Annotated in this window: 24 protein-coding genes; 12 read left to right on the top strand and 12 right to left on the bottom strand. The window is 37.3% G+C overall.

All coding sequences use genetic code 11. The features are described from left to right. Positions 1 to 36: 36 nt before the first annotated feature. Positions 37 to 1,686: a murein biosynthesis integral membrane protein MurJ gene (gene murJ, locus C7H19_RS17950; RefSeq protein WP_106458299.1), complete on the top strand. Its 1,650-nt coding sequence runs from the start codon at positions 37 to 39 to the stop codon at positions 1,684 to 1,686. 538 nt (positions 1,687 to 2,224) lie between these two features. Here the strand turns inward: murJ and C7H19_RS17960 are convergent. From C7H19_RS17960 to shc, 4 genes are all read right to left on the bottom strand, one after another. Next, a complete protein-coding gene (locus tag C7H19_RS17960) occupies positions 2,225 to 3,256 on the bottom strand; it encodes a DUF4034 domain-containing protein (protein WP_106458301.1) in 1,032 nt (343 codons plus the stop codon). A 66-nt stretch (positions 3,257 to 3,322) separates the two neighbouring features. Then, positions 3,323 to 4,180 (bottom strand): DUF72 domain-containing protein, encoded by an 858-nt coding sequence (locus C7H19_RS17965; protein WP_106458302.1) that lies wholly within the window; start codon positions 4,178 to 4,180, stop codon positions 3,323 to 3,325. A gap of 111 nt (positions 4,181 to 4,291) precedes the next feature. Next, on the bottom strand, positions 4,292 to 4,825 hold the full coding sequence (locus tag C7H19_RS17970; protein ID WP_106458303.1) for a photosystem I reaction center subunit XI: 534 nt from the start codon (positions 4,823 to 4,825) through the stop codon (positions 4,292 to 4,294). Positions 4,826 to 5,041: 216 nt separating this feature from the next. Further along, positions 5,042 to 6,973 (bottom strand): squalene--hopene cyclase, encoded by a 1,932-nt coding sequence (shc, locus tag C7H19_RS17975; protein ID WP_106458304.1) that lies wholly within the window; start codon positions 6,971 to 6,973, stop codon positions 5,042 to 5,044. A 119-nt stretch (positions 6,974 to 7,092) separates the two neighbouring features. Between shc and C7H19_RS17980 the strand changes: the two genes are divergently transcribed. Further along, the gene (locus C7H19_RS17980; RefSeq protein ID WP_106458305.1) at positions 7,093 to 7,548 is read left to right on the top strand and encodes a DUF29 domain-containing protein; all 456 of its coding nucleotides are present in this window, start codon (positions 7,093 to 7,095) and stop codon (positions 7,546 to 7,548) included. Here C7H19_RS17980 and C7H19_RS17985 read toward each other — a convergent pair. Beyond that, entirely contained in the window at positions 7,545 to 8,093 is a 549-nt protein-coding gene (locus C7H19_RS17985) for a Uma2 family endonuclease (RefSeq protein WP_106458306.1), read from the bottom strand. The two genes, C7H19_RS17980 and C7H19_RS17985, sit on opposite strands and share 4 nt — an antisense overlap. Before the next feature lie 142 nt (positions 8,094 to 8,235). Beyond that, a complete protein-coding gene (locus tag C7H19_RS17990) occupies positions 8,236 to 8,784 on the bottom strand; it encodes a Uma2 family endonuclease (RefSeq protein WP_106458307.1) in 549 nt (182 codons plus the stop codon). 66 nt (positions 8,785 to 8,850) lie between these two features. On the opposite strand from C7H19_RS17990, the gene C7H19_RS17995 reads away from it, so the two are divergent. Beyond that, the gene (locus C7H19_RS17995) at positions 8,851 to 10,041 is read left to right on the top strand and encodes a glycosyltransferase (RefSeq protein ID WP_106458308.1); all 1,191 of its coding nucleotides are present in this window, start codon (positions 8,851 to 8,853) and stop codon (positions 10,039 to 10,041) included. Here C7H19_RS17995 and C7H19_RS18000 read toward each other — a convergent pair. After that, positions 10,038 to 10,916: a lipid kinase gene (locus C7H19_RS18000; RefSeq protein ID WP_106458323.1), complete on the bottom strand. Its 879-nt coding sequence runs from the start codon at positions 10,914 to 10,916 to the stop codon at positions 10,038 to 10,040. The two genes, C7H19_RS17995 and C7H19_RS18000, sit on opposite strands and share 4 nt — an antisense overlap. Before the next feature lie 103 nt (positions 10,917 to 11,019). Here C7H19_RS18000 and C7H19_RS18005 point away from each other — a divergent pair, with 103 nt between their 5' ends. The 4 genes from C7H19_RS18005 (at position 11,020) to lspA (ending at position 13,926) form a co-directional block, all read left to right on the top strand. Next, on the top strand, positions 11,020 to 11,577 hold the full coding sequence (locus C7H19_RS18005) for a Uma2 family endonuclease (protein ID WP_106458309.1): 558 nt from the start codon (positions 11,020 to 11,022) through the stop codon (positions 11,575 to 11,577). A 168-nt stretch (positions 11,578 to 11,745) separates the two neighbouring features. Then, a complete protein-coding gene (bioB, locus tag C7H19_RS18010) occupies positions 11,746 to 12,837 on the top strand; it encodes a biotin synthase BioB (RefSeq protein WP_106458310.1) in 1,092 nt (363 codons plus the stop codon). Beyond that, positions 12,797 to 13,453 (top strand): biotin transporter BioY, encoded by a 657-nt coding sequence (locus C7H19_RS18015; RefSeq protein WP_245927615.1) that lies wholly within the window; start codon positions 12,797 to 12,799, stop codon positions 13,451 to 13,453. Before bioB ends, C7H19_RS18015 begins: the two co-directional genes overlap by 41 nt. Further along, positions 13,453 to 13,926, top strand: a complete 474-nt coding sequence (lspA, locus tag C7H19_RS18020; protein WP_106458312.1) for a signal peptidase II — start codon at positions 13,453 to 13,455, stop codon at positions 13,924 to 13,926. The genes C7H19_RS18015 and lspA overlap by 1 nt, the downstream gene beginning before the upstream one ends. Before the next feature lie 49 nt (positions 13,927 to 13,975). On the opposite strand, the gene C7H19_RS18025 is transcribed toward lspA, so the two are convergent. The 5 genes from C7H19_RS18025 to C7H19_RS25805 all read right to left on the bottom strand — a co-directional run bounded on the left by C7H19_RS18025 (position 13,976) and on the right by C7H19_RS25805 (position 17,370). Next, the gene (locus C7H19_RS18025) at positions 13,976 to 14,410 is read right to left on the bottom strand and encodes a hypothetical protein (RefSeq protein WP_106458313.1); all 435 of its coding nucleotides are present in this window, start codon (positions 14,408 to 14,410) and stop codon (positions 13,976 to 13,978) included. A gap of 16 nt (positions 14,411 to 14,426) precedes the next feature. Then, entirely contained in the window at positions 14,427 to 14,972 is a 546-nt protein-coding gene (locus C7H19_RS18030; protein ID WP_106458314.1) for a DUF2808 domain-containing protein, read from the bottom strand. Positions 14,973 to 15,253: 281 nt separating this feature from the next. Next, positions 15,254 to 15,499: a FeoA family protein gene (locus C7H19_RS18035; protein ID WP_106458315.1), complete on the bottom strand. Its 246-nt coding sequence runs from the start codon at positions 15,497 to 15,499 to the stop codon at positions 15,254 to 15,256. 80 nt (positions 15,500 to 15,579) lie between these two features. After that, complete coding sequence (locus C7H19_RS18040; RefSeq protein ID WP_342752306.1) at positions 15,580 to 17,160, bottom strand: iron uptake porin; 1,581 nt, start codon at positions 17,158 to 17,160, stop codon at positions 15,580 to 15,582. 39 nt (positions 17,161 to 17,199) lie between these two features. Then, positions 17,200 to 17,370 (bottom strand): hypothetical protein, encoded by a 171-nt coding sequence (locus C7H19_RS25805; RefSeq protein WP_181280657.1) that lies wholly within the window; start codon positions 17,368 to 17,370, stop codon positions 17,200 to 17,202. Positions 17,371 to 17,729: 359 nt separating this feature from the next. Here C7H19_RS25805 and C7H19_RS18045 point away from each other — a divergent pair, with 359 nt between their 5' ends. The 5 genes from C7H19_RS18045 to C7H19_RS18065 all read left to right on the top strand — a co-directional run bounded on the left by C7H19_RS18045 (position 17,730) and on the right by C7H19_RS18065 (position 21,755). Further along, positions 17,730 to 18,233, top strand: a complete 504-nt coding sequence (locus tag C7H19_RS18045) for a DUF6335 family protein (RefSeq protein ID WP_181280658.1) — start codon at positions 17,730 to 17,732, stop codon at positions 18,231 to 18,233. A gap of 215 nt (positions 18,234 to 18,448) precedes the next feature. After that, positions 18,449 to 18,598 carry a hypothetical protein gene (locus C7H19_RS25810; protein WP_181280659.1) on the top strand — a complete coding sequence of 50 codons (150 nt, stop codon included), beginning with the start codon at positions 18,449 to 18,451 and terminating at the stop codon, positions 18,596 to 18,598. Between the two features lie 483 nt (positions 18,599 to 19,081). After that, positions 19,082 to 19,903 (top strand): P-loop NTPase family protein, encoded by an 822-nt coding sequence (locus C7H19_RS18055; protein ID WP_106458317.1) that lies wholly within the window; start codon positions 19,082 to 19,084, stop codon positions 19,901 to 19,903. 8 nt (positions 19,904 to 19,911) lie between these two features. Further along, positions 19,912 to 20,949, top strand: coding sequence for a metal-dependent hydrolase (locus tag C7H19_RS18060; protein ID WP_106458318.1), 1,038 nt, complete (start codon positions 19,912 to 19,914; stop codon positions 20,947 to 20,949). Next, entirely contained in the window at positions 20,946 to 21,755 is an 810-nt protein-coding gene (locus C7H19_RS18065; protein ID WP_106458319.1) for an HlyD family secretion protein, read from the top strand. Before C7H19_RS18060 ends, C7H19_RS18065 begins: the two co-directional genes overlap by 4 nt. The last annotated feature ends 366 nt before the right edge of the window (positions 21,756 to 22,121 follow it).

Below are 22,121 nucleotides of genomic sequence, written 5' to 3' on the forward strand. Positions count from 1 at the left end.
ACGATTGAGAAATGGTACTATACATCATCATAAAATATGTCTAACCTATCAAGGTTTGGTCTTTCTACCCTTAATGACGTTATTAGTGTGTCTAACAGTTCTAAAAAATCTCGCTCTCTCGTCGGTATCGCTGGTATCGTTGCCCTTGCAACCCTTATTAGTAAAGTATTTGGTTTAATTCGTGAACAGGTTGTCGCGGCAGCTTTTGGTATTGGCCCGGTGGTTAACGCTTATGCTTATGCTTATGTAATACCAGGTTTTCTCTTTATTCTACTTGGAGGAATTAACGGGCCTTTTCACAGTGCTTTAATTAGTGTACTCGCCAAACGTGATAAATCCGAAGCCGCGCCGTTAGTCGAAACTGTTACCACACTCGTCAGCATTATTTTATTAGTTGTCACCGTTTTATTAGTAATCCTAGCTGCTCCATGTATCGATTTACTTGCCCCAGGTTTAGACAAAATTTCTAGAGATATCGCCGTTCAACAACTACAAATTATGGCACCTTTAGCCCTTTTATCGGGACTAATTGGTATAGGTTTTGGTACACTAAACGCATCTGATCAATATTGGCTACCCGGAATTAGTCCACTATTTTCGAGTATTACTGTAATTATCGGCATTGGGGCGATCGCATGGCAACTCGGAGAACAAGTCAACGCACCGCAATACTTACAGTTTGGGGGCATGATTTTAGCAGTAACAACCCTGATGGGAGCAATCTTACAATGGTTAGCCCAATTAGGAGCGCAAACAAGTGCGGGAATGGGTAAACTTCGCTTACGGTTTGATTGGCGTATTCCTGGGGTTTCTGATGTAATGAAAGTAATGATCCCTGCGACTCTCTCATCTGGAATGTTGCAAATTAATACTTATACGGCTTTATTTTTTGCGTCTTTTATTCCTAATGCCGCCGCCTCGATGCGTTATGCAAATTTTGTTGTTTTAACACCTCTTGGCATTATTTCTAATATGATTTTAGTGCCGCTATTTCCTGTATTTTCGCGTTTAGCAGCACCCGAAAACTGGATAGAATTAAAAGTTAGAATTCGTCAAGGTTTATTATTAACTGCACTGACAATGATTCCCCTAACGGCTATATTTATAGCATTAGCATTTCCCATTGTACAAGTCGTTTATGAACGAGGAGCCTTTAATTTAGCCGCATCCAAGGAAGTTGTTCCAGTTATGATGGCTTATGGTTTGGGAATGTTTTTCTATTTAGCTAGAGATGTTTTAGTGAGGGTTTTTTATGCGTTAGGTGATGGAGAAACGCCATTTAAAGTGAGTATTATCAATATTTTTCTCAATGGGGTATTAGATTTTCTATTTTATAAACCTTTTGGGACACCGGGTTTAGTTTTTGCGACAATTATTGTTAATGTTACTTCGATGCTTGCGTTTGTGTGGATTTTACATCGTCGGTTACGCGGTTTACCTTTAGTTGAATGGGGTGTTATTCTACTCGCATTAACTGGAATTGGTATTATTTCTGGTTCGGTAAGTTGGTGGTTTAGTTGGTTATGGGAAAAAAGTCTAGGTCATGGAAATTTAATTCTTCAGTTGTTAGAATTAAGCCTAGCGAGTCTTGTTTGTATGGGTGTTTTTGTTCTTCTGGCACTTCCTTTAAGATTACCAGAATTAAATATTTTAGTCTCTCGCATTAGAGGAAAATTAGCTAGATAATACAATTTTAATGATATTTGCGATCTCGCTCTAAATCATAAATCGCTTTTTCAAAATACCAAGTTTCTTGTTCTCCAGGATGTTTAGAACGAAGATGTTTAATCAAACGTTTCATAGTTTGTTGATTTCCGCCAACCATTTTTAATAGTTGATTTCTTAATTGATTTACCTTAGAGCGATTAATATTAGAACGATTAAACTTAGGCGGATAAGTTTTTATTGACTTTCGCTTTTGTTTGTTAATTTCTTGGATGAATTGAATAATTAAAATTAACGAAATAAAAATTAGTAATAAAATGAATAGATTTAATAAAAGAGCCATATTGAAACAAAAGTAAATATTATCATTAAATATTATCTTTATTGGTTAATAGATTCTTCAGTAAAATCACTGAATTGTTACACATAAAACTAACGAGTCTTGTTTGTATGGGTGTTTTTGTTCTTCTGGCACTTCCTTTAAGATTACCAGAATTAAATATTTTAGTCTCTCGCATTAGGGGAAAATTAGCTAGATAATACAATTTTAATGAAATATTTATTGATATTTACTGGCTCTCCGTTTAATCTCAGGATTATTGGGTTCACGAGATATAGCCATTTTAAAATACTGACGAGCAAGTTGATCTTTTTTTGCTATTTTAGCGACTTCTGCAAACCATAATGGATACCATCCAGCGCGAGGAAAATCTTTAATTAACCGTAAATAATTTTTCTCGACTTCATTCCAGACTTGAGGTTGATTGTAATAATATTGTTTATTGGGATAATTACGACATAAATCTTCATGAGCTTGAGGTACAAGTAAAGGAATAGCTGTACCACGCGGTGCCGACTTTGCTGCTTGACGAACAAATGCTAAAACTTGTTGCTCACTTCCACCCCATTGAGGAGTTAGATACAAAGATTTTTCTTGATAAGCTTGCATGAAATTAGGAACAAGTGTAATTGCTTTTTTGAATACAGGTTCAAAATCTCTTGCTGATGATCTTCCCATATTTCTTTTAATTCTTAATTTAGCAAAAATAGCGATCGGGTTGTTAGAATTAAGAGCGATCGCTTTTTCGGTATCCGCAGTAGCTAGAGCAAGACGTTTTAGATATTCCTGTATATTTTCGGCAGGAGTTTTGTTAACATATCTGTTTCCTCGAATATCCCAAGCTTGATAATAATGAAAATAGGCTCTCACGCTATATGCAATTGTGCTATTAGGTGACTTTTTAATCCAATTATCTAAGAATGTAACCCAACTCGGATCTAATGAACTCATTGCCGTATCTAAAACGGATACAGCATAATAAAACCCACCGCGAGTTAATTTCTTTTCTTTGATTGAATTGTTAAGAATTTGTTCAATTTGAGTATATTTTTCTTGTTCAAGTAAATTGAGTATATTTTCTGCTTGTGCTTCATACTCTAATGTGGTATAGGACTTTAATTGAATTTGATTTATTGTCGGATCAGCTAAGATACGAGTACTATAAGTTGTTATAAAAACTGGAACCCAAAGACAGATTAAAAGACTCAGCCAGCGAGAATTAATTTTTTGATAACGGATGATTTCACTCATAAACTTAGACTATACTAAACTCTTTTCTAAGAGTTCCCATTCAATGAGTGGAAAATCACCATGTTTTCAAAATAATTTTAGTTGATCTAATTTCTCAAGTTCATTCCAAGGTAGTGGAGGAACATCAATACCCGATTTTTCTAATAATTCTTGAAAATCACGGGCTGTATGGGGTGAATGATCTTCTATGGGACAATGGACAAAAAAGTAAACGGTTATTCCTTGTTTTAACCATTGATCTAATTGTTTTACCCATTCTTCTAAATAAGTTTGATTCCATTTTCGCTCAGGATGACTAATAAAACGCACTAAAGTAAAATCAGTGGTAACATGAGGCTGTAATGGGACTTGTGGTTTACGTCGTTCTGAGTTAATCTGTGGATCATCGGGGGCGTTATAAATAGGTCTAGTATCTAATAAAACTCTAGCTATATGATGATTTTCGAGTAAGTTTTTTAGTTTTTCTGAATAGGGTTTTTTAAACCAACTTTGATGACGAACTTCTAAACCTAATTTAACGTTTTGTGTTGCTAGGACTGAAAGAAATAAGGTTAAATCTTCTAGATAATTTGGGCTATAACTGGGGGGAAGTTGGATAAAAAGAGAACCAAGACGATCGGCTAATTTTCTCATCCGTTCAAGAAATGCGATCGCGTCAGCTATTTTAGGTTGTAATAACCCTTCATGGGTAATTGTTTTGGGAAATTTTGGCACAAATTTAAACTCATTTGCGGTTTCTTCTTTCCATCGGTTCACTGTTTTTTCATCGGGAACCGCGTAAAACGTTGTATTTCCTTCTACTGTCGTTAGTCGTTGACTATAAAGGGATAAAAAGTCTTTTACAGGTGTTTTAGGGGGATAGAATGAGCCTAGCCAACCTTTATACGACCAAACGGCACAACCTAAATAAAATTGGCGAGTCATTGAATTAATTGATGATTTCTGAATTATATTATGTAAGGGTTTGGAAACCAAACCGCACCGCACCCCTACAAGCGTTCAATGATACAATGTTTTTACAGAATATCGCTTTTACTATCGAACCACATAATCATAGAAAAACTTGCTGATGACAAAGGTTAAGAGGAGATAAGCAAATAACGCACCACCGATCCCACCGATCAAGAAACCGCTTGCAAACTCGTTCCAACCTTCCTGAGTTTTAAAAGCATCAGGAATATTAGGAGTTGTTACAATTGGCTGAGATGGGGGTTGATGAACCGAAGCGTAAAGGGAAATAGCAAGAGTTGAAACAATGAGTACGCTGACTACTGATAAAAGTGCTGTTGTATAAGCTACTTCTGTACCGCGTAATGGGCTAAATGTGGCAAAGGGGCCGATCAACCAGTAACCGTGTGCCATACCAACTTCTAACCCGCGACGTAATGGAGATAGTCCACGTCGGTAAGCGGGTAAATTATTAATATATGCTTTAGCAAGACCAGAAGAATTGATCGGGGTTTCTAAATTTCCGCGCTGTGGATCATTAAAAGCGGGATGAACAACCTCTCTATTTCTGGGATCTCTGGGTCTGTCTTTCGATTCGGTAATCGCTTGAGATTGAACCATATTATTACCTATAAATATTGTTCTTTAACTATTAAAATTAATTGAATTTTTTGATGAAAAGACCTGTCAAAAGTTATATCCTCTAGCCATCAAAAGTGTTAAACCAATTACCGTTTATTTTTTACTGCAATCAAAATTATGAAAGGGTTTGGAGACCAAACCCCTTGCCTGATAAAATAAGGGTTTATTGACCAAACCCCTACGATTTAAAATCCCCTAAAACTGTTGTTTTAATTTTTGATAGCGTCCTAGGGCAATAAGCGGAAAATATTGATAATACATATGGTAACGGATGAAGAAATGGCAAGGAAACCCAGTTCCTGTAAATTCATCCTCATCCCAAGTTCCATCGATATTTTGCGTAGAAATTAAATAATTAATTCCTTTTGAGATGGCGGTTTTTGCCCATGTTTGAGTTGCCATTCCTGCATCTAATAACCCAATTAATGCCCAGGCGGTTTGGGATGCGGTACTAACTCCTGTGCCTCGTAAAGTCGGTTCTCTATAGGTTTGACAGGTTTCGCCCCATCCCCCATCAGGGTTTTGCTTTTCTAGTATCCAGTTAACGGCTTTTTCCATTTGGTTTTTGTGGGTGTCTGGCGCAATAACGGCTAATGCAGAAAGAACCCCACTGGTACCATATAAATAATTGACACCCCAACGCCCAAACCAACTACCATCGGTTTCTTGTTCTTTTTCAAGGAAAGCGATCGCTTTTTGCACCCTTACTGCATCTATGCTCAAACCACAAGCCCCAAGCATTTCTAAGACTCTGGCGGTAACATCAGCAGTACTGGGATCGATCATGGCTTTGAGATCACCGTAGGGAACTTCATTTAACCACGCTTGATCATTATCTTTATCAAATGCTGCCCATCCACCGGTTTTACACTGCATGGTTGCCATCCACTGCAAACATCGTTTTATTGCACCGTGTTTAATTTTTTCATTGGGCATCATTACGCCGTGTAACGCCATGACGACAACCGCAGAGTCATCGAGATCGGGATAAAAACGGTTTTCAAATTCAAACGCCCAACCGCCTGGTTGTCCTTCTTTATTCTTGATCTGCCAGTCGCCATAGTCTAAAATTTGTCGATCGAGTAGCCATTGTGCGCCCCGAACCAAATCTGTATGATCGGGGTTTAAACCAGACTCCACTAAGGCTCGTAAACACCACGCAGTATCCCATACAGGCGATACACAGGCTTGTACTCGATAGGTTTGTTCTGTTTCAATGGAAAAGTTGTCAACAGCCTTTATACCGCGTTGTACGATGGGGTCGTATAAGTCATAGTTTAGCGATCGTAAGGCTAATAATGAGTTTAGCATCGCGGGGATAATTCCGCCCCAGTCGCCGCTATCTTCTTGTCTTTCTAAGATCCATTTTTCGGCAACTTTTAGACTTTTTTGATGGAAGGGTACAAGGTGATTTTTTTCTGTCCATTTAAATATTTTATCTAGAGTTAGGAAAATATCACCCCAATTATTATTTCTTGGCAGTTCATATTTAACATTCTCTTTTCCTTCTGCGTAAAGTTCATCGAGGTTAATTGCAGGATCGGTCAGATAAATAGGTTTTTTATCAAATACAATTAGTAATGGTACGGTACTACCTCTCGCCCAACTGGACATATCATAAATGGTAAAAGGAAAGTTATTCGGGAATAACATGATCCAAGGTGGGATAGACGGAATACCTATCCAGTCATAGCAACCAATTAAAGCAAGATGGAATTTAGTAAAAATACGAGTTTTACTGATACCACCGCGTTTTAATATAAATTCTTTGGCTTTTAGTAATACTGGATCACTTGCACTTACTCCCAGTAATCTTAACGCCATATACGCTTCGACTGAGGTACTTATTTCGCCACCATCACCGTAAAAAAGTTCCCATCCTCCGTGTTCTTTTTGCATAGAACGGAGATAAGTTTCAGCTTTATGTAGAGGTCGATCTTGATCGGTTCCCCATATTTTATGTAATAGGACAACTTCTGAAGTTATTGTAACATTAGATTCGAGTTCAGCCCACCAATAACCATCAGGATATTGAATTCCTAGAAGATGGTTTTGACTGCTTGTAACTGCATTTTCTAAACTACAGGTTGTTATTTCTGTTTGCGTTACTCTATCTTGTATCTGCATCTGTTTGGTGTTCACTCACTCACTCACTCTTTTTTTGTTTATTGTAATGGATTTTTTGAGAATTGTTATTTTTTTGAGTTCTTGGCTATTATAAAAAAAGAATCAAGCAGGAATAAGTTATGAGTGTTATTGATCTCAAAGCTATTGAACAACTTTACGAAGATGATTATACTCTTTGGTTAGAAAAAACAGCTAATATACTAAGAACAGGAGATTTATCACAGTTAGATATTATTCATTTAGTTGAGGAACTAGAAACATTGGGAAGTGAACAACGTCGGAAAGTCGAAAGTTATCTACGACAACTACTTAAGCATCTTCTTTTGTACCAATATTGGAGTCTTCCAGAATGTAAAAATCACTGGGCTATGGAAATTGAGAATTTTCGCGCCGAGTTAAAAAGACTTCTTCGTTCTAGAACTCTCTATAATTATCTAATTAGCGTCAAAGATGAAGTTTATACTGAAGCGGTACGACAAGCGAAAAAGAAAAGCGAGTTAAAATGTTTTCCTGAAACTTGTCCTTATACTATTGAACAAATTTTGGATCTTGATTTCTATCCAGAATTAAATTAATTTAAACCTAATAATCTTTGAACAGAAATTTTGATTTTAGGAAAAGCTAAAGAACTTATTTCACCTTCGGTATATTCTTTTCTACTCTGATAATAACCGTTATTGGGTTCTCGAAAAACGATTAGTTTTGTTTGTGATAAATCAATTATCCAATATTCTTGTAGAAAAGCATTGGCATAAATCGACTGTTTTAATTCTAAATCTTTTTTAAGACTGGTATTTGCTACTTCTATCACCCAAAATATATCTTCTGGGTAGGGATGATGAATTTTATATTTATTAGTAGGAAGTCGTACAATAGCAATATCGGGTTCTGGTTCTGAGTCAGCTAAAGTAATTGCACCATTAAAGCGAACTTTTGCTACATTATTTAAGAGTTGTTTAAGATATTCTGTATTTTCTTCGGTTGTATAATAGTGGATGGGTTTTTCTGGACTCATTTCTATAATCTCACCTGCTAATAATTCTACTTTACGATCGTCTAATATTCCTGCATCGATCATCTGGTGATAATCTTCAATTGTCCACTTGGCTAAACTCTTCATAAAATTTAGAATAAAATCTATTTTATTTTAGTATACTATAACAAAAATAAGCTGAGTTATACCGTATCCTTACACACATTGGGTTTGGAGACCAAACCATTACATTTTTTGGGTTTGGAGACCAAACCCCTACTATACAGAATCAATTTAAACCGAGTAATGTGGTCACAGAAATTTTTATGGCAGGAAAAGCTAAAGAACTTATTTCACCTTCGGTATATTCTTTTCTACTCTGATAATAACCGTTAATAGGTTCTCGAAAAACTATTAGTTTTGTTTGTGATAAATCCATAATCCAATATTCTTGTATTGCCGCATTTGCATAAATCGTTTGTTTCATTTCTAAATCTTTTTTAAGACTGGTATTTGCTACTTCTATCACCCAAAATATATCTTCTGGGTAAGGATGATGAATTTGATATTTATTAACAGGAAGTCGTACAATAGCAATATCGGGTTCTGGTTCTGAGTCAGCTAAGGTAATTGGCCCATTAAAGCGAACTTCTGCTACATTATTAAACAGTTGTTCTAAATATTTTACACCTTGACGAGTTGTATTGTAGTGGATGGGTTTTTCTGGACTCATTTCTATAATCTCACCTGCTAATAATTCTACTTGGCGATCGTCTAATATTCCTGCATCGATCATCTGGTGATAATCTTTAATTGTCCACTTGGCTAAAATCTTCATAAACTTTTATCTAAAATTATCTTTCTTCAAGTATACTATATTTAAAATAAGCTGAGTTATATATCAATGCAATTTTTATTTATTATTTCACTTTTATCATTATTCATTTGGATTTATTTAATTTTATTTCGGGGTGGCTATTGGTTATCCAATCAAAAATTAGAACCTAACTCTAAATTAGACGATTTTTATCCGTCAATTTGTGCGGTAATTCCTGCGAGAAATGAAGCTGATACAATTCCCATTAGTTTACCTTCTTTATTAAAACAACAATACACGGGTGATTTTAAGATAATTTTAGTCGATGATCAAAGTGAGGATTGTACAGGAGAAATTGCTTTAAAAATCAGTAAAAATTTAAACCAATCGCCAAGAATAAATATTATTCAAGGACAACCACTACCGTCGGGTTGGTCTGGCAAACTTTGGGCAATGGAACAAGGATTAAACTATATTCAATCTCAAAATATTAATGCTAAATATATTTTATTCACTGATGCTGATATTCAACATGATTTATTAAATATTACACAACTTGTAACGAAAGCAGAAAAAGAAAAATTAGCTTTAGTTTCACTCATGGTTTTACTAAAATGTGAAAGTTTTTGGGAACGTTTTTTAATTCCAGCTTTTGTTTACTTTTTCGAGAAACTGTATCCGTTTTCTTGGGCAAATAATCCTAAAAATAAAATGGCTGCGGCTGCGGGTGGTTGTATTCTAATTAGACGGGATATTCTAGAAAAAATTGGTGGTATTGAAATTCTAAAAACTGCTCTTATTGATGATTGTACTTTAGCAAGTGAAGTTAAAAAATTTATTCAAAATAATCCCAATATGGAGACTAAAGGAATTTGGTTAGGTTTAACAGAAACCACATTTAGTTTAAGAGATTATCCAACCTTAAAATCGATTTGGGATCTAATTGCGCGAACTGCTTTTACTCAACTCAATTATTCTACTTTTTTGCTCATTGGAACGGTTTTAGGAATGGTGATGACTTATTTAATTTCTCCCATCAGTATTATTTTAGGAATCATTTTAGGAAATCAAATAATTTTAGCAATTGGTTTAATCATTTGGTTACTCATGGCTATATCTTATTATCCAACATTAAAATTATATAAACGCTCTCCACTGTGGTCATTTAGTTTACCTGTAATTGCCTTTCTTTATACACTTATGACGATAGATTCGGCCTTAAGATATTGGCAAGGAAAAGGCGGAGGATGGAAAGGAAGAGTTTATACATTTGATTAAATTTCTTTGGAAACAAAAACGTTTAAAGCTTGGGGAATCACTTTAAAAGTAGCAGGTGTTGTAGTGGTTAATTCCCCATCTGTATTAATTGTATATTCTTTGCGGGTGCGAATTTCGATTTCTTCACCTGACCAAGTTTGCACCCAAGGTAATAACCCGTGTTGTCCTTTGGGAAACGTTCTTAAAAGTGGGAAAATTTGCCACCAGTGTTCTAATTCTAGACTATATAAATCTAAACGACGATCGTCAATCGTTGCATCTTCAGCTATTGTCATTCCTCCCCCATAATAGCGCCCATTTCCCACAGCAATTTGTAGGGTTCTTACTCGTATCGTTTCTCCATTGACGATAATATCTGCATGAAACGGACGAGTTTTAGATAATACTTTAACGGCAGTTGCAAGATAAGCTAAAATACCCCAACGACGCTTGGCACCTTTAGTTAAATTTTGGGTAATTTTGACGCTTAAACCTAAACTAGCAACATTAAAAAAATGTTTGCCATTCACCCATCCTAAATCAATGGGTTTAAGATAACCATCAGCAATCACTTGACAAGCATCAGGAATAGAAAGGGGAATAGATAAAGTGCGTGCGAGATCATTGGCTGTACCAAGAGGTAAAATTCCTAAAGGAAGTTGCAATTCTACAAGTGTATCGACAATACCATTGAGTGTTCCATCACCCCCACCAATGATAACGAGATCGACTTGTTTTCCGTAACGCTGGATATCTTGTTTGAGTTGCTCAGTTGATTTGATGGGTACGGTAATACATTCAAATTCTAAATCATGGAGGATATCGACGACTTGTGCAAAGTGTTCTTTTCCTTTTCGCGCATGACGGTTAACAATCAGTAATACTTTTTTAGACATAATCAACCCAACTCGAAAAATAACCATATTTTTATTATGAAGGTTTATTAGAGTTCTGAGTGAGCGTTAAAATAAGCATTAGCAGTCTTGGAGACTAACCTAAATGGTACAAACACCATCCAAAACACTCACGTTAGAAGAGTTTGTGAAATTACCAGAAACCAAACCCGCTAGTGAATACATTGATGGTAAAATTATTCAAAAACCGATGCCAAAAGGAAAGCATAGCGCAATTCAAGGTGAATTACCGCCAATAATAAATACTGTACTAAGATCTCGACAGATTGCTCGTGCCTTTCCTGAGTTACGCTGTACTTTTGGGGGACGTTCAACTGTACCAGATATTGCGGTTTTTGTTTGGGACAGAATTCCTTGTGACCAAAATGGAGAGATTGCTAATATATTTCCAATTGCACCAGATTGGACAATAGAAATATTATCACCCGATCAAAGTCAGACTAAAGTAATTAAAAATATTCTTCATTGTCTAAAACATGGCACACAAATGGGTTGGTTGATCGATCCAGACGAACAAACTGTATTCGTATACAATTCTCACATTGAATTTTTTGATGAGCTAGATACCATTCTTCCTGTACCCGCTTTTGCTAGTGAGTTACAATTGACCGTAAAAGAATTATTTGCTTGGCTACAAAAATAATTATAGTTGAGCAGTTTTATATTCTTATAGTGCTTTTCTTGACTGGTCGTTAGAGCAGTTTTAGAGTTGATTTAAGATTAAATTCTGATTGAATTAAGCAATAAGAGAAAAATAATCGTGAGCAGTCAATGATAAAATGCTGATTATTCCTCAAAGGCATCGAGAAACGTGGTTCAAACATCAGTTTTTTCATCTCCAACCGATACAGAGTTAAAAGTCTGGCTACAGGAACTTGCATCTTTAGTCATTTCGGGTAAACGACTGACGAAAGAAGAAGCATTACTTTTATCCCAAATCGAAGGTCACGATCATATCTTACTCCTGTGTGAAGCAGCCGATCGCATTCGTCAAACCTGTTGTGGTCAAACCGTCGATTTATGCAGTATCGTTAATATCAAATCGGGGAACTGTTCAGAAAATTGTAGTTTCTGTTCACAGTCGGCACATCATCCAGGCAATGAGTCACCTGTATATGGACTAAAACCCCAAGCAGAAATTTTAGAACACGCCAAAGCAGCAGCAGCAGCAGGAGCAAAACGCTTTTGTTTAGTCTCCCAAGGACGCGGACTAAAGTACAATAGTCCTAAATCTAAAGAATTTGATGAAATACTCGACACCGTACAAAAAATCATCACAGAGGCGAATATTAAGCCCTGTTGCGCTCTTGGTGAAATTACACTCGATCAAGCCAAAAAACTTAAAGAAGCGGGTGTAACGCGATATAACCACAATCTAGAGGCTTCCCAGAGTTACTATCCTACCATTGTCACAACCCATACTTGGCAAGATCGAGTCGAAACAGTAAAAAACCTCAAAGCCGCAGGAATTCAAGCTTGCACCGGTGGTATTATTGGCATGGGGGAAAGTTGGTCCGATCGCATCGATCTCGCTCTATCTCTGCGAGACTTAGAAGTAGAATCTGTTCCCATTAATCTTTTAAACCCAAGACAAGGAACGCCACTCGACCATATTACTAAACTTGATCCCCTAGAAGCTGTCAAAGCGATCGCTATTTTCCGTTTTATCCTCCCTTCTCAGATTCTCCGTTATGCGGGGGGCAGAGAGGCAATTATGGGAGAATTACAAAGTTTAGGGTTACAAGCCGGAATCAATGCTATGCTCATTGGCAACTATCTGACAACATTAGGACAACCCCCTCAAGCCGATCATGCTATGCTAAAATCTTTAGGCTTACAGGGAGGAGAGGCCCCTATTCCTGGTGAATACCAACCGCACGAACAAAACCAACAAACCCTTTAAGTCGCGCCCTCCACTGGTTCGTCTCTCGATTCCAAATGAATTCTTATGGGCGTTTATTGGCTTAATTCTTACCATTTTTAGTACCTTTTTGGATGCGTTTATCACTAACCTTCCCTGGACATGGCTAAACCAAGGCGTTCGTAGTTATTCTTTGGGTGTAACCTATCAAATAGGGGCTGTTTTGCTAACTGGATGTATGGGCGGTCAAAATGCGGGTTTACTTTCCCAAACCGCTTACGTTTTGTTAGGCTTGACATGGTTACCCGTTTTCGCACAAGGGGGAGGATGGGGCTATTTATTAGAACCGAGTTTCGGTTATTTACTGGGTTTTATTCCAGGTGGGTGGTTATGTGGCTTTTTGGCTTTCCGTAGACGAACAAACCTAGAATCATTAGCTTTTAGCGCGATTTGTGGACTTGTGGTGATTCATCTATGTGGTTTATTGTATTTAGTCGGGCTATCTTTATTCATTCCTACAGTTCATCAAACCATTCCCATCTCTAGTTTACCAATGGCTATTTTTAATTACTCGATTATTCCTTTTCCAGGACAGCTAGTGATTATTTGTGCTGTAGCTTTGCTTTCTCTTATTTTGCGTCGACTGTTGTTTTATTAATGAAAAAAAATCGATTATTTTGGATAATTGGCATTTTAGGTCTTATTTTTGATCAAATCACCAAATTTTGGATTGTTCAAAGGCTACCTCAAGTCGGTGATACGATTCCTCTCATCCGTGATGTTTTTCATTTGACTTATGTTATTAATACAGGTGCCGCTTTTAGTTTTTTTTCGGGGGGCGCATTTTGGTTACGTTGGTTATCCTTGGGGGTGAGTTTGGGTTTAATCGCTTATGGAATATTCGGTCCTAAAATGAAATTAACCGAACAATTAGGATATGGATTTATCCTAGCTGGGGCTTTAGGTAATGGTTGGGATCGCTTTTTATTGGGTTATGTGGTTGATTTTCTCGATCTTCGTTTGATTCAATTTCCTGTGTTTAATTTTGCTGATGTTTTTATCAATATCGGGGTTTTATTTTTAATTCTTGCGACTTTTCCCACAAAATCGGTCGCCAAAAGACGGAATTAGCTGATCTTTGATCACCCATTTTATTTAAAAACTAATTATTAATCTATCTTTATTCCCAATATTGATTAGTAAAGTCCGCCGTACAAGTCATATTTTTACTTTGTAATTCATTCATCCAAGTTTGCATCTGTTGTTTACCCCCTTTCCCTTCTAACCAGATCGCCGTTACAATATTAATTACGCCATTATTAGACTCGCAAGAGAATGTACGCTCATCATCAGAGATAGTTGATAACTCTTCGACACATTGCCATCCTTGCGTTTCTATAATACCTTGCCAAGTTGAGATTGAGACATCTTTGGCTTCAATAACGATCGCTCGATCTCCTTGACGACAACGCCAAGTTTTCATCTGTTGAGGATCGTCAGGTAACTCGTCGATATTTGTTCCCGATGGAACCTGTGCTAATAAAGGAGTGGAAATCAGTCCGATACTCATAGCACTAATTAACATTTTTGTCAAGATTTTTTTTGTGTTGCTCATTTGCATTTTCCTGTCTTTAAAACGGTCGATAAAATGATAATCTTCCCACACCAAGATCTAAGCCGATGGGATTATCTCCCGACGGAAAACCTTGCACTCTAAAAATATACTCACCACTTTCAGAAGGATTTCGCACGGCTTGTAAACTAATTGTAAATGTTGTTCCTTGTGGTACTGAAGGAGCAAAGACAATAGTAATCACTTGAGTTTTGGGATCTTGTGTAACTGATTGTAACGTTAATCCCTGACCTTTCTGTTTGCGGGTGCCTTGAAATGCCTGAGTTTTCGACAAATCAAAAGCAATTGACTCACCACTAATTTCAGGTGCAATGGTGACTTTTCCTAATGATTCTTTTGAATTAGCTGGCACATTAAAAGTGAAAAAATAATGGGGAGAAGGCCAGTTAATCAGAGAATCAGGAGTATCCGCACTCATCAAAGTAGGTGGATCTCCCGTAAAAAAGCTGGAATTTGCTGGAAAGGGCATCTCTTGAGCCAGAACACTTGGAGCGGCAATTACAAAAGCACTAACCGTTAAGTTAAATAAAGAAAGAAAACGCATAATGTTGCTCTATCTTAACATTGAACTTTTAAAACATGGTTCAGTTGTCCTTAATTATAATTTTTGGCCAACTGATATAATACTTATTTATAATAAGCAATAAAGGCTAAATTGTGTAATTGTTAAATACCTTTTTCGTTTCTAGGGTGCAAAAGAATTATTGTGATAGCTCGAAAAAAGCTCAATAACCCGAAAAATAGTCAGTGATTGATTAATCCTATATCTAAAATTTTGATCTTGTCTAAAAAAAAGAGAAAGTGAATCCCATTGCAAAACACGCATTAATCTACTTCCTCGACACAAAGGGCATCGACTTCGGGCTTACTTAAACTGATTAAATTTCCTTCTACTTCTAATTGCAAAGGAAACTCAGAACAAGCATGGCGAATTAAAATAAATCTGATTCCAGGGGCTAACCCTTTGGCGATGAGTTTTCCAGTATATCCACTATAAGCGCGATCGTAACCCACAATACAGCCAGTAGCACCGATCGCCATTTCTGTAAGATAAGTCTTAATTGTATTCATCTCCTTTTTCCTCTCAAAGAATAAAAAATTTAATTTAGATGTAGAGACTTGATAAGTTCGCGTCTCTACAACGGGTGGTTTTAGAAACTAAAGGTCGTCCGAACCGTTCCGATTACTAAAGTCGCGTTATTATTGTTGTAATCTGGGGCAGTGATCACAATCACACCAGGAGTGACTTTAATATTATCGGTGATGGCATATTCATAAAATGCCTCGATATGGAAGGAAGTATCATCATCGTTACCAATACCAGAAATGGATGATTCAGATACCCAAGGCTGCATCCCCACAATAATACCGCCTAGGTTTCCTTCTTTAAACAAATCTGGAAAAGCTAAAGTAGCCGCCCAGTTCCAAATATCGAGGGTTCCTCGTTCGAGTTCTCCATCTATAGTATTTAGGGTTCTCGCATTCGTATAACCGCCCCAACCACCCAAAACAAGCCAGTCAAAAGGTCTAAAGCTTGCTTGGATACCATAGCTATTATTACTCGTGGAAACTGCCTCACCAAATTGCTCCTCACTAAAGAACTGGAAGTTAGAACGTTCGCTACCGGTTCCTGTATCAAGGATGTTATAACCATGAATATAGGTAAAAGCGATCCCGAAACGTTCGTTAGGTACAATACCAATTTGACCGATGGCACTATAAGAACCATTAAATAAACCATTTCCCTCAGTGGGATCGTTACCTTCTCCAGCTAAATAACCGGCGCTGACTTCAATAATACCGAATTTACCCTGTAGACCAATTCCCGTTTGTCCTGATATATAGTAGATCGGGTTACGTGTCCCAAAAGCAGAGATCGCACCAGTTGAACCATCTCCATCTAGGGCATTGAAGGTATTTGTAAAATCATCTTTTGCACCGCCAAAAGCTTCTAACCAAACGGAAATGTTTTCAGTTACTGGGAAGTTGTAGAATAAAACTTCGACAGCGAGATCATTATCATCGGGTTGAGCAAAACTTAGTGTACCTTGAAAAGTCCCTGTTTCTTCGACTAAATCGGAGATATTACCCGTTGCTAAACGCATATAGAGCAAATCTTCACCCGTAAAGCTCGTATTGAATTCTAACCGAGTTCGATAACCCAATGCAGGAACACGATCGATATCTTCACCGCCATTTTTCTCACCCGCCGCAACTCCAAACAAACCGAAGATCGCTTCTCCAGATAGTTTCGTTGTTGTCGAAAACTGATGATCTTCTAAGAACGCCACACGATTTTCTAAGTTATCGACACGGGTTCCTAAAACGGCTAATTCAGTTTCAAATTCTTGGGCAAGACGTTTCAGTTTATCGACATCTTCTCTTAAAACCGATACTCCCTCTTGGATCAATCGTTCGATCGTATTGAGACACGCATTTAACCCGGCGGCAAATTCCCAACGACTTAAGGCACGATTTCCGCGAAAGGTGCGATCGGGATAACCTACTATACAACCATAGCGCTCGACTAAACTCCGTAGGGCTTCAAATGCCCATGCTGTCGGTTCTACGTCCCGCAGTTGGTTAACATTCGTCACCTGAGACATCGGCTTTGTTTGCATCCAGTCTAATGATTCTTCTTTCGCTGTTTGAGCCTCTACTGAATTGACTCCAACGAAAACCCCTAACAGGCTTGCTGTTGCGGCTAAAAGTGGCCATTTTTGTTTAAACATCGTTACTCCTCACACCGAAAAATGATAATGATTATTATTCTAATAAATTTGCTCGACTTCTCCTGCAATGAGATTGACTGTAAGCTTTTTGGGTGGTGCTAAGTTGTTATTTTTAGCGATCGCCATTTTAAACCTTCCTAGCAGTCCGATAAAAATAAAAACGGCTGATCCGGTTCTTTGAAAGTTACGTCTAGTCATTGTTTGGGTCATCGTTCCATTCTTTTGTACAGATGTCTCAACTCATTTATTTTACAGCTATTGCAAATCTTTCTTAACAGTTTTAGAAAAATTTATAGATTTTAGTTTAATAAATTAATCTATAAGCGTCCAGAAAAAGTATGACAGCTTGTCAAACTGAATCATTTACGATAATGGGATTCTTTGTACCTGTTTAGGAACGCTCAAGAAAAACTTGAGACTTATCTAGAAAGATCTTCAATAAATCTGACACCATGAAAAATCTATCTCTAAAGTTTGAGGTTATTTGATCGGGAGTAATTTCAAGATAGATAAGATGTAATCAAATTTGTTAAATATCTTTAAAAAAATGCCCAAAGGAGAAACCTTCGATGCGTGATCAAGCAAAACAAGCAGAACAAGACTTCATGAGTCAGACAGATCTCGATGATTTAGATGTTTCTTTAAATAATCCTAGTACCCCAGATATGGAGGATGAAGATCTCGATGATCTCGAAGCAGAAATACCCCAAGAGTATACCGAATCTTATGGCACTGGTGTTCATGATCTCCCAGGATATAACGAAGGTGGACGAACTATGCACCAACGCGATCGCTATTTGAATGAAGCTAATCCAGACTTGACAGGTGGCGATATTGATGCTAACTATGAACAAGCGAACGCCGTCGGAGATGAAGCGGTAGGCGGTACTGCACCCACGCCCGATCAAGATATTATCGATGAATTAGGAGTTGCTGTCGGTTTAAAAATGGCCGATGGCGAATGGCTACATACTGATGAAATTCTAACCCTACGAGACGATCGCCGGTGGGAACTCGAACCCAAGTCATCCGAAGATTACGAGGAACGCAGAAACGACGAGGAACTGTTTTAGAAACTATTTTAAGACTGGTTTTATTATTTCTTTTATCAATAGTTTTAATCAGTAATGAATATTATTCGCTCAGTTAATAAATTTCTACATCAGCAAATTCTTAGGCCAGATAAGTTTAAGGAATTATTAGTTACACAACAATTAGTGTTTAACAACGGTTAAAATTGCAGTAATAAATTGCGATAGAGTTGTTTAAATGCGGAGAAGCACTGGTAATGCCAAAAGCGGAAACATTAAAGGCTAAAAAGATTTTTTCGGGCGGTGGCGAGATGGGGGCGTTAATGCGATCGTTTGACTGGTCAAAAACCCTACTCGGACCGATCGCAAAATGGTCTCAAAGTTTACCCTCGTGCGGGACGCGTTGAGGTTGAAGCAGAAATCACCGATGTAGCTCAGTTAGTCGATGAAATTCTGGATTCTTTGATGCCTCCACCCACTTTTATGATTATAACTAAGATTTCTGTTCCGAAATTTATCACCAAACGACTGCTTTTATTGAGTCAGAAGTAGGCAAATGTACTACTTTTCGGTTCACATGGCCTGTATCTAAAGACTGATCAAAAATATTCCGTATTTTCCCCGATGAAATTAGAATAAACTATTTTTGATAATATTTGAAATTAGATCTAATGACGGAAATTTCTTGAAACAACCCGCTAAAAAGGCGATTTTTATTGTTCTCTAACCTATTCAATTCTTAATTCAAGGTGCATTGATCACAATTTTGCTATTCTATTTTATTACTTTCTCAGTAAGAAGTAATACTAGATTCGCCATTCAGATTTTTAGGGCGCAAGCAACCTAAACCTCTACGCTTTGACACGATTTGTTTTTTGAGGCTCAATAATATGCTTAATTATAACACACATTTCGCTACAGATATTTTCACGAAAATTGGTCATGGAATTGAACAAAAAATCTCAATTTTAGTGATTGGGGAAGCGGGTATGGGTATGGAAGAATTAGCCCAACAAATTTATCATACTTTTCTTCCACAGCGCAAAACCGTTATTGCTACCTATCAAGGGGGAAGAAAAACCTTTTTTCAGAGTATCGCAACTCAACTGAATATTCCTCTCACCAATGAAAAAGATAAATTTTTCACGATCGAGCAATTACAATTTGAAATTAATCTCAATATTAATCGACAAACTGTCTTTATTTTCCCTCAAGCGGAACGACTCACCCAAGGTATACGGTTTTGGCTCGAAGAAGTGATCCGCAAAGGTGCAATTATTATACTTTTTGCCTCGAAAAATCTCAAGAAAGATATTTTCTTGCAAATGGTGGATCTTGAGTTAGAGTTTCCCAGTGATCAGTATATCCGTCAAGTGATGACCCAAGAAGCCCAAAACAAAGGCTTAAATCTAACTGCATCCCAACTCGCCCAATTACAACCCCAAGCGGGGAAAAATCCTCTTTTAGCCAAACAAGTAATTGCTAGAGAAGCTTTAGGAGTCGCCCAAAAAGCTAAACCCAATCATACCCAGTATATCGTAATTATGCCCGCGATTATTGGGGCTTTATTTGTTGTCGGAATGCTCAGATTTATCGGTCTTGGGACTCATAACCGAGGATTATACATCACCAGTGGTTGTGGTGTGATGGCAATTATGATTTTACAGCAGATCGGTCGAACCAAAGGATCAAGAAAAGGTTTAGGAGAATAATAAAAGTTATGATGGCTTTAACTCATGGCATGATTGCCGCAGCAGGAACATCGTTTTTATTTAATACCGCAGATCCGATTATCTTAATTTCTGCGATCGTTGGTTCACAATTACCCGATATTGATACCAGTCATAGTTTAATCGGTCGGATGTTTTGGCCAATAGCGAATTGGTTTGAGGCGCGTTATCCCCATCGTACCATCACTCATTCTCTTTTGGCGACTGGTACAATTGTTTTATTTTTGTTGCCGATTGGCGTGGTTGCAGGTCAAACTAAAATCGCGTTGGCTATAGGTTTAGGGCATTTTCTCGCCTCTTTTTCCGATTGTTTTACCAAAAAAGGGGTACAGTTATTTTGGCCTGCTCCATATTGGGTTTATAGTGTAGCTAATCCTTATCGTCGTCTGAGTACGGGAAGTCCTGCCGAATATTCGATCGTTGTTGCGGCTACTGCTTTATTATTGTTTGGGATGTGGTCTTCTAGTGCGGGTGGCATTCCCCAACTGGTGAGTTTACACTTGGGTTTAAAAGAAGGCTTATTCCAAGTTTATAATCAAAATGCCTTCACTCATGAAGTTTGGGCGGATGTTCAAGGCGTAACAGAAAGCGATCGCTCTTTTATTCAAGGTCGTTATCTCATTATCGGTGCCGACGATAGCGAATTTATTTTAACCGATGGACAACGCATTTATAAAACAAATCAACAGATTATTCCAACTCAGTTAATGACTAAAGTGGGTAATTTGGCAAGGACTGAGATACAAACCTTAATATTCCAAGATGAGGAGATTTTATCCCGTTTACAAAGTTTAGCTGAACACTATCCAATAGATCGAGTTTGGCTGAGTGGTGAATTAAAAGTGGATCTCAGTGATGAAATACAACCCGTAGTCATGATCGATCAATATCCGACGCTGACAGTTTCCGGAACTACCGTTAAACTGAGATATCATCCCTTAAAACAAGCATTACAAGATTTTGTCGGGCATTACGGAACGGGTTTTTTAACGATTAAAATCATTATTCCTGAACCTGTGCAGCCATGAGCATCTATAATTTGATTGGATGGTTAGCCTTGTTGGGTATTGTTATTGGTGCAAGTACCGCATTTCGTCCACAAACATCACCACCTCAAAAACAGCCTTTATTACCTTCTCCGGTTTATTCTCCGTCAACGTCTTATTATCACAAAATTACAGCCACACTAACGTCTTTAGAAGATCTAAAAATTAAAGTTGGCGATCGGATTCAACCTGATACGATTATTACGGAGCATCCTACAGAAAGACAAGAACTCGCAACCAAACAACAACAGCTAGAAGCAAAAATCACTCAACTGAGTTTACCTATTCCTCCTATTTCTCCCCTATTTCCCCCAAATTTGGCATCTGAAGAAATAGCCCTGCGTCAAGCTAAACTAAAACTAGAACAAATTACCCAAAAAATGAATACAGGTTCTAGCTTAAAGTTTAAACAGCCTGAATTGAGTGCTATTTTTGAATCAGATAAGATAGAACAATTAAATCAACTACAAGATCAACAACATAATGCTAGATTAGAAATAGAAGCAGCGATCGCTCGTCTGGATGAAGCCAAAAGCCGTTATGAGCAGCAACTTGACGAATATAAATTACGTTTAGCTGAATATCAAACCCGTCTACAACGACAACAAGACGAATTAATTTTACTTCAAAATCAACTAAAAACCCTTAGAGATCAACAACATAATACGGGAATTGTGCGATCGCCTTATTCAGGGAAAGTTCATCGAATTAAAGTCATCAAACAACAGGATCAAAATATTACCGTAGAAATTATTTTAGTAGTTCGTGATGATTCTAATTATGATTAATACCATTTTTTAATAATATCAAATCCGCCAGTAAAATCGCTTCTGTAGGGGTTTTGTCTCCAAATACTATAGAATTTAATTTGAAAAATTCTACACATGAAAATAGTTATATTTCAAATATCACAATCTAGATTAACTGTGATCTAGATCACTTATTATTGTGAGCGAGATCACTGCGATTCTTTGTAGCATTGGTTACATTGAGATGAAATCGTTAAAAAATGAGTTGATGTAACGGTTTGATTCACAACAACTGCTTATTTGGGATTAATTGAAATGTCTAATGCTGGTGACATACTCCCCACTCTAACCCTTCGACAAGCTCAGGGTATAGAGGGGGCTTCTCAGTTTCCCTTGACTGAGCAT

The sequence above is a fragment of the Aphanothece hegewaldii CCALA 016 genome (genome assembly GCF_003007785.1).
GTDB lineage: Bacteria > Cyanobacteriota > Cyanobacteriia > Cyanobacteriales > Microcystaceae > Chroococcus > Chroococcus hegewaldii.

What these genes read in the sequence shown, in the direction of transcription:
- C7H19_RS18035 (WP_106458315.1), bottom strand. Translation starts at nt 15,499, where the DNA reads ATGAATACAATTAAGACTTATCTTACAGAAATGGCGATCGGTGCTACT.
- C7H19_RS17960 (WP_106458301.1), bottom strand. Translation starts at nt 3,256, where the DNA reads ATGAGTGAAATCATCCGTTATCAAAAAATTAATTCTCGCTGGCTGAGT.
- C7H19_RS25810 (WP_181280659.1), top strand. Translation starts at nt 18,449, where the DNA reads ATGCCAAAAGCGGAAACATTAAAGGCTAAAAAGATTTTTTCGGGCGGT.
- C7H19_RS17990 (WP_106458307.1), bottom strand. Translation starts at nt 8,784, where the DNA reads ATGAAGATTTTAGCCAAGTGGACAATTAAAGATTATCACCAGATGATC.
- C7H19_RS18030 (WP_106458314.1), bottom strand. Translation starts at nt 14,972, where the DNA reads ATGCGTTTTCTTTCTTTATTTAACTTAACGGTTAGTGCTTTTGTAATT.
- C7H19_RS18065 (WP_106458319.1), top strand. Translation starts at nt 20,946, where the DNA reads ATGAGCATCTATAATTTGATTGGATGGTTAGCCTTGTTGGGTATTGTT.
- C7H19_RS17970 (WP_106458303.1), bottom strand. Translation starts at nt 4,825, where the DNA reads ATGGTTCAATCTCAAGCGATTACCGAATCGAAAGACAGACCCAGAGAT.
- C7H19_RS18055 (WP_106458317.1), top strand. Translation starts at nt 19,082, where the DNA reads ATGCTTAATTATAACACACATTTCGCTACAGATATTTTCACGAAAATT.
- C7H19_RS18040 (WP_342752306.1), bottom strand. Translation starts at nt 17,160, where the DNA reads ATGTTTAAACAAAAATGGCCACTTTTAGCCGCAACAGCAAGCCTGTTA.
- shc (WP_106458304.1), bottom strand. Translation starts at nt 6,973, where the DNA reads ATGCAGATACAAGATAGAGTAACGCAAACAGAAATAACAACCTGTAGT.
- C7H19_RS18060 (WP_106458318.1), top strand. Translation starts at nt 19,912, where the DNA reads ATGATGGCTTTAACTCATGGCATGATTGCCGCAGCAGGAACATCGTTT.
- murJ (WP_106458299.1), top strand. Translation starts at nt 37, where the DNA reads ATGTCTAACCTATCAAGGTTTGGTCTTTCTACCCTTAATGACGTTATT.
- C7H19_RS18005 (WP_106458309.1), top strand. Translation starts at nt 11,020, where the DNA reads ATGGTACAAACACCATCCAAAACACTCACGTTAGAAGAGTTTGTGAAA.
- C7H19_RS18025 (WP_106458313.1), bottom strand. Translation starts at nt 14,410, where the DNA reads ATGAGCAACACAAAAAAAATCTTGACAAAAATGTTAATTAGTGCTATG.
- C7H19_RS17985 (WP_106458306.1), bottom strand. Translation starts at nt 8,093, where the DNA reads ATGAAGAGTTTAGCCAAGTGGACAATTGAAGATTATCACCAGATGATC.
- C7H19_RS17980 (WP_106458305.1), top strand. Translation starts at nt 7,093, where the DNA reads ATGAGTGTTATTGATCTCAAAGCTATTGAACAACTTTACGAAGATGAT.
- C7H19_RS25805 (WP_181280657.1), bottom strand. Translation starts at nt 17,370, where the DNA reads ATGACCCAAACAATGACTAGACGTAACTTTCAAAGAACCGGATCAGCC.
- C7H19_RS17965 (WP_106458302.1), bottom strand. Translation starts at nt 4,180, where the DNA reads ATGACTCGCCAATTTTATTTAGGTTGTGCCGTTTGGTCGTATAAAGGT.
- C7H19_RS18000 (WP_106458323.1), bottom strand. Translation starts at nt 10,916, where the DNA reads ATGTCTAAAAAAGTATTACTGATTGTTAACCGTCATGCGCGAAAAGGA.
- C7H19_RS18045 (WP_181280658.1), top strand. Translation starts at nt 17,730, where the DNA reads ATGCGTGATCAAGCAAAACAAGCAGAACAAGACTTCATGAGTCAGACA.
- C7H19_RS17995 (WP_106458308.1), top strand. Translation starts at nt 8,851, where the DNA reads ATGCAATTTTTATTTATTATTTCACTTTTATCATTATTCATTTGGATT.
- lspA (WP_106458312.1), top strand. Translation starts at nt 13,453, where the DNA reads ATGAAAAAAAATCGATTATTTTGGATAATTGGCATTTTAGGTCTTATT.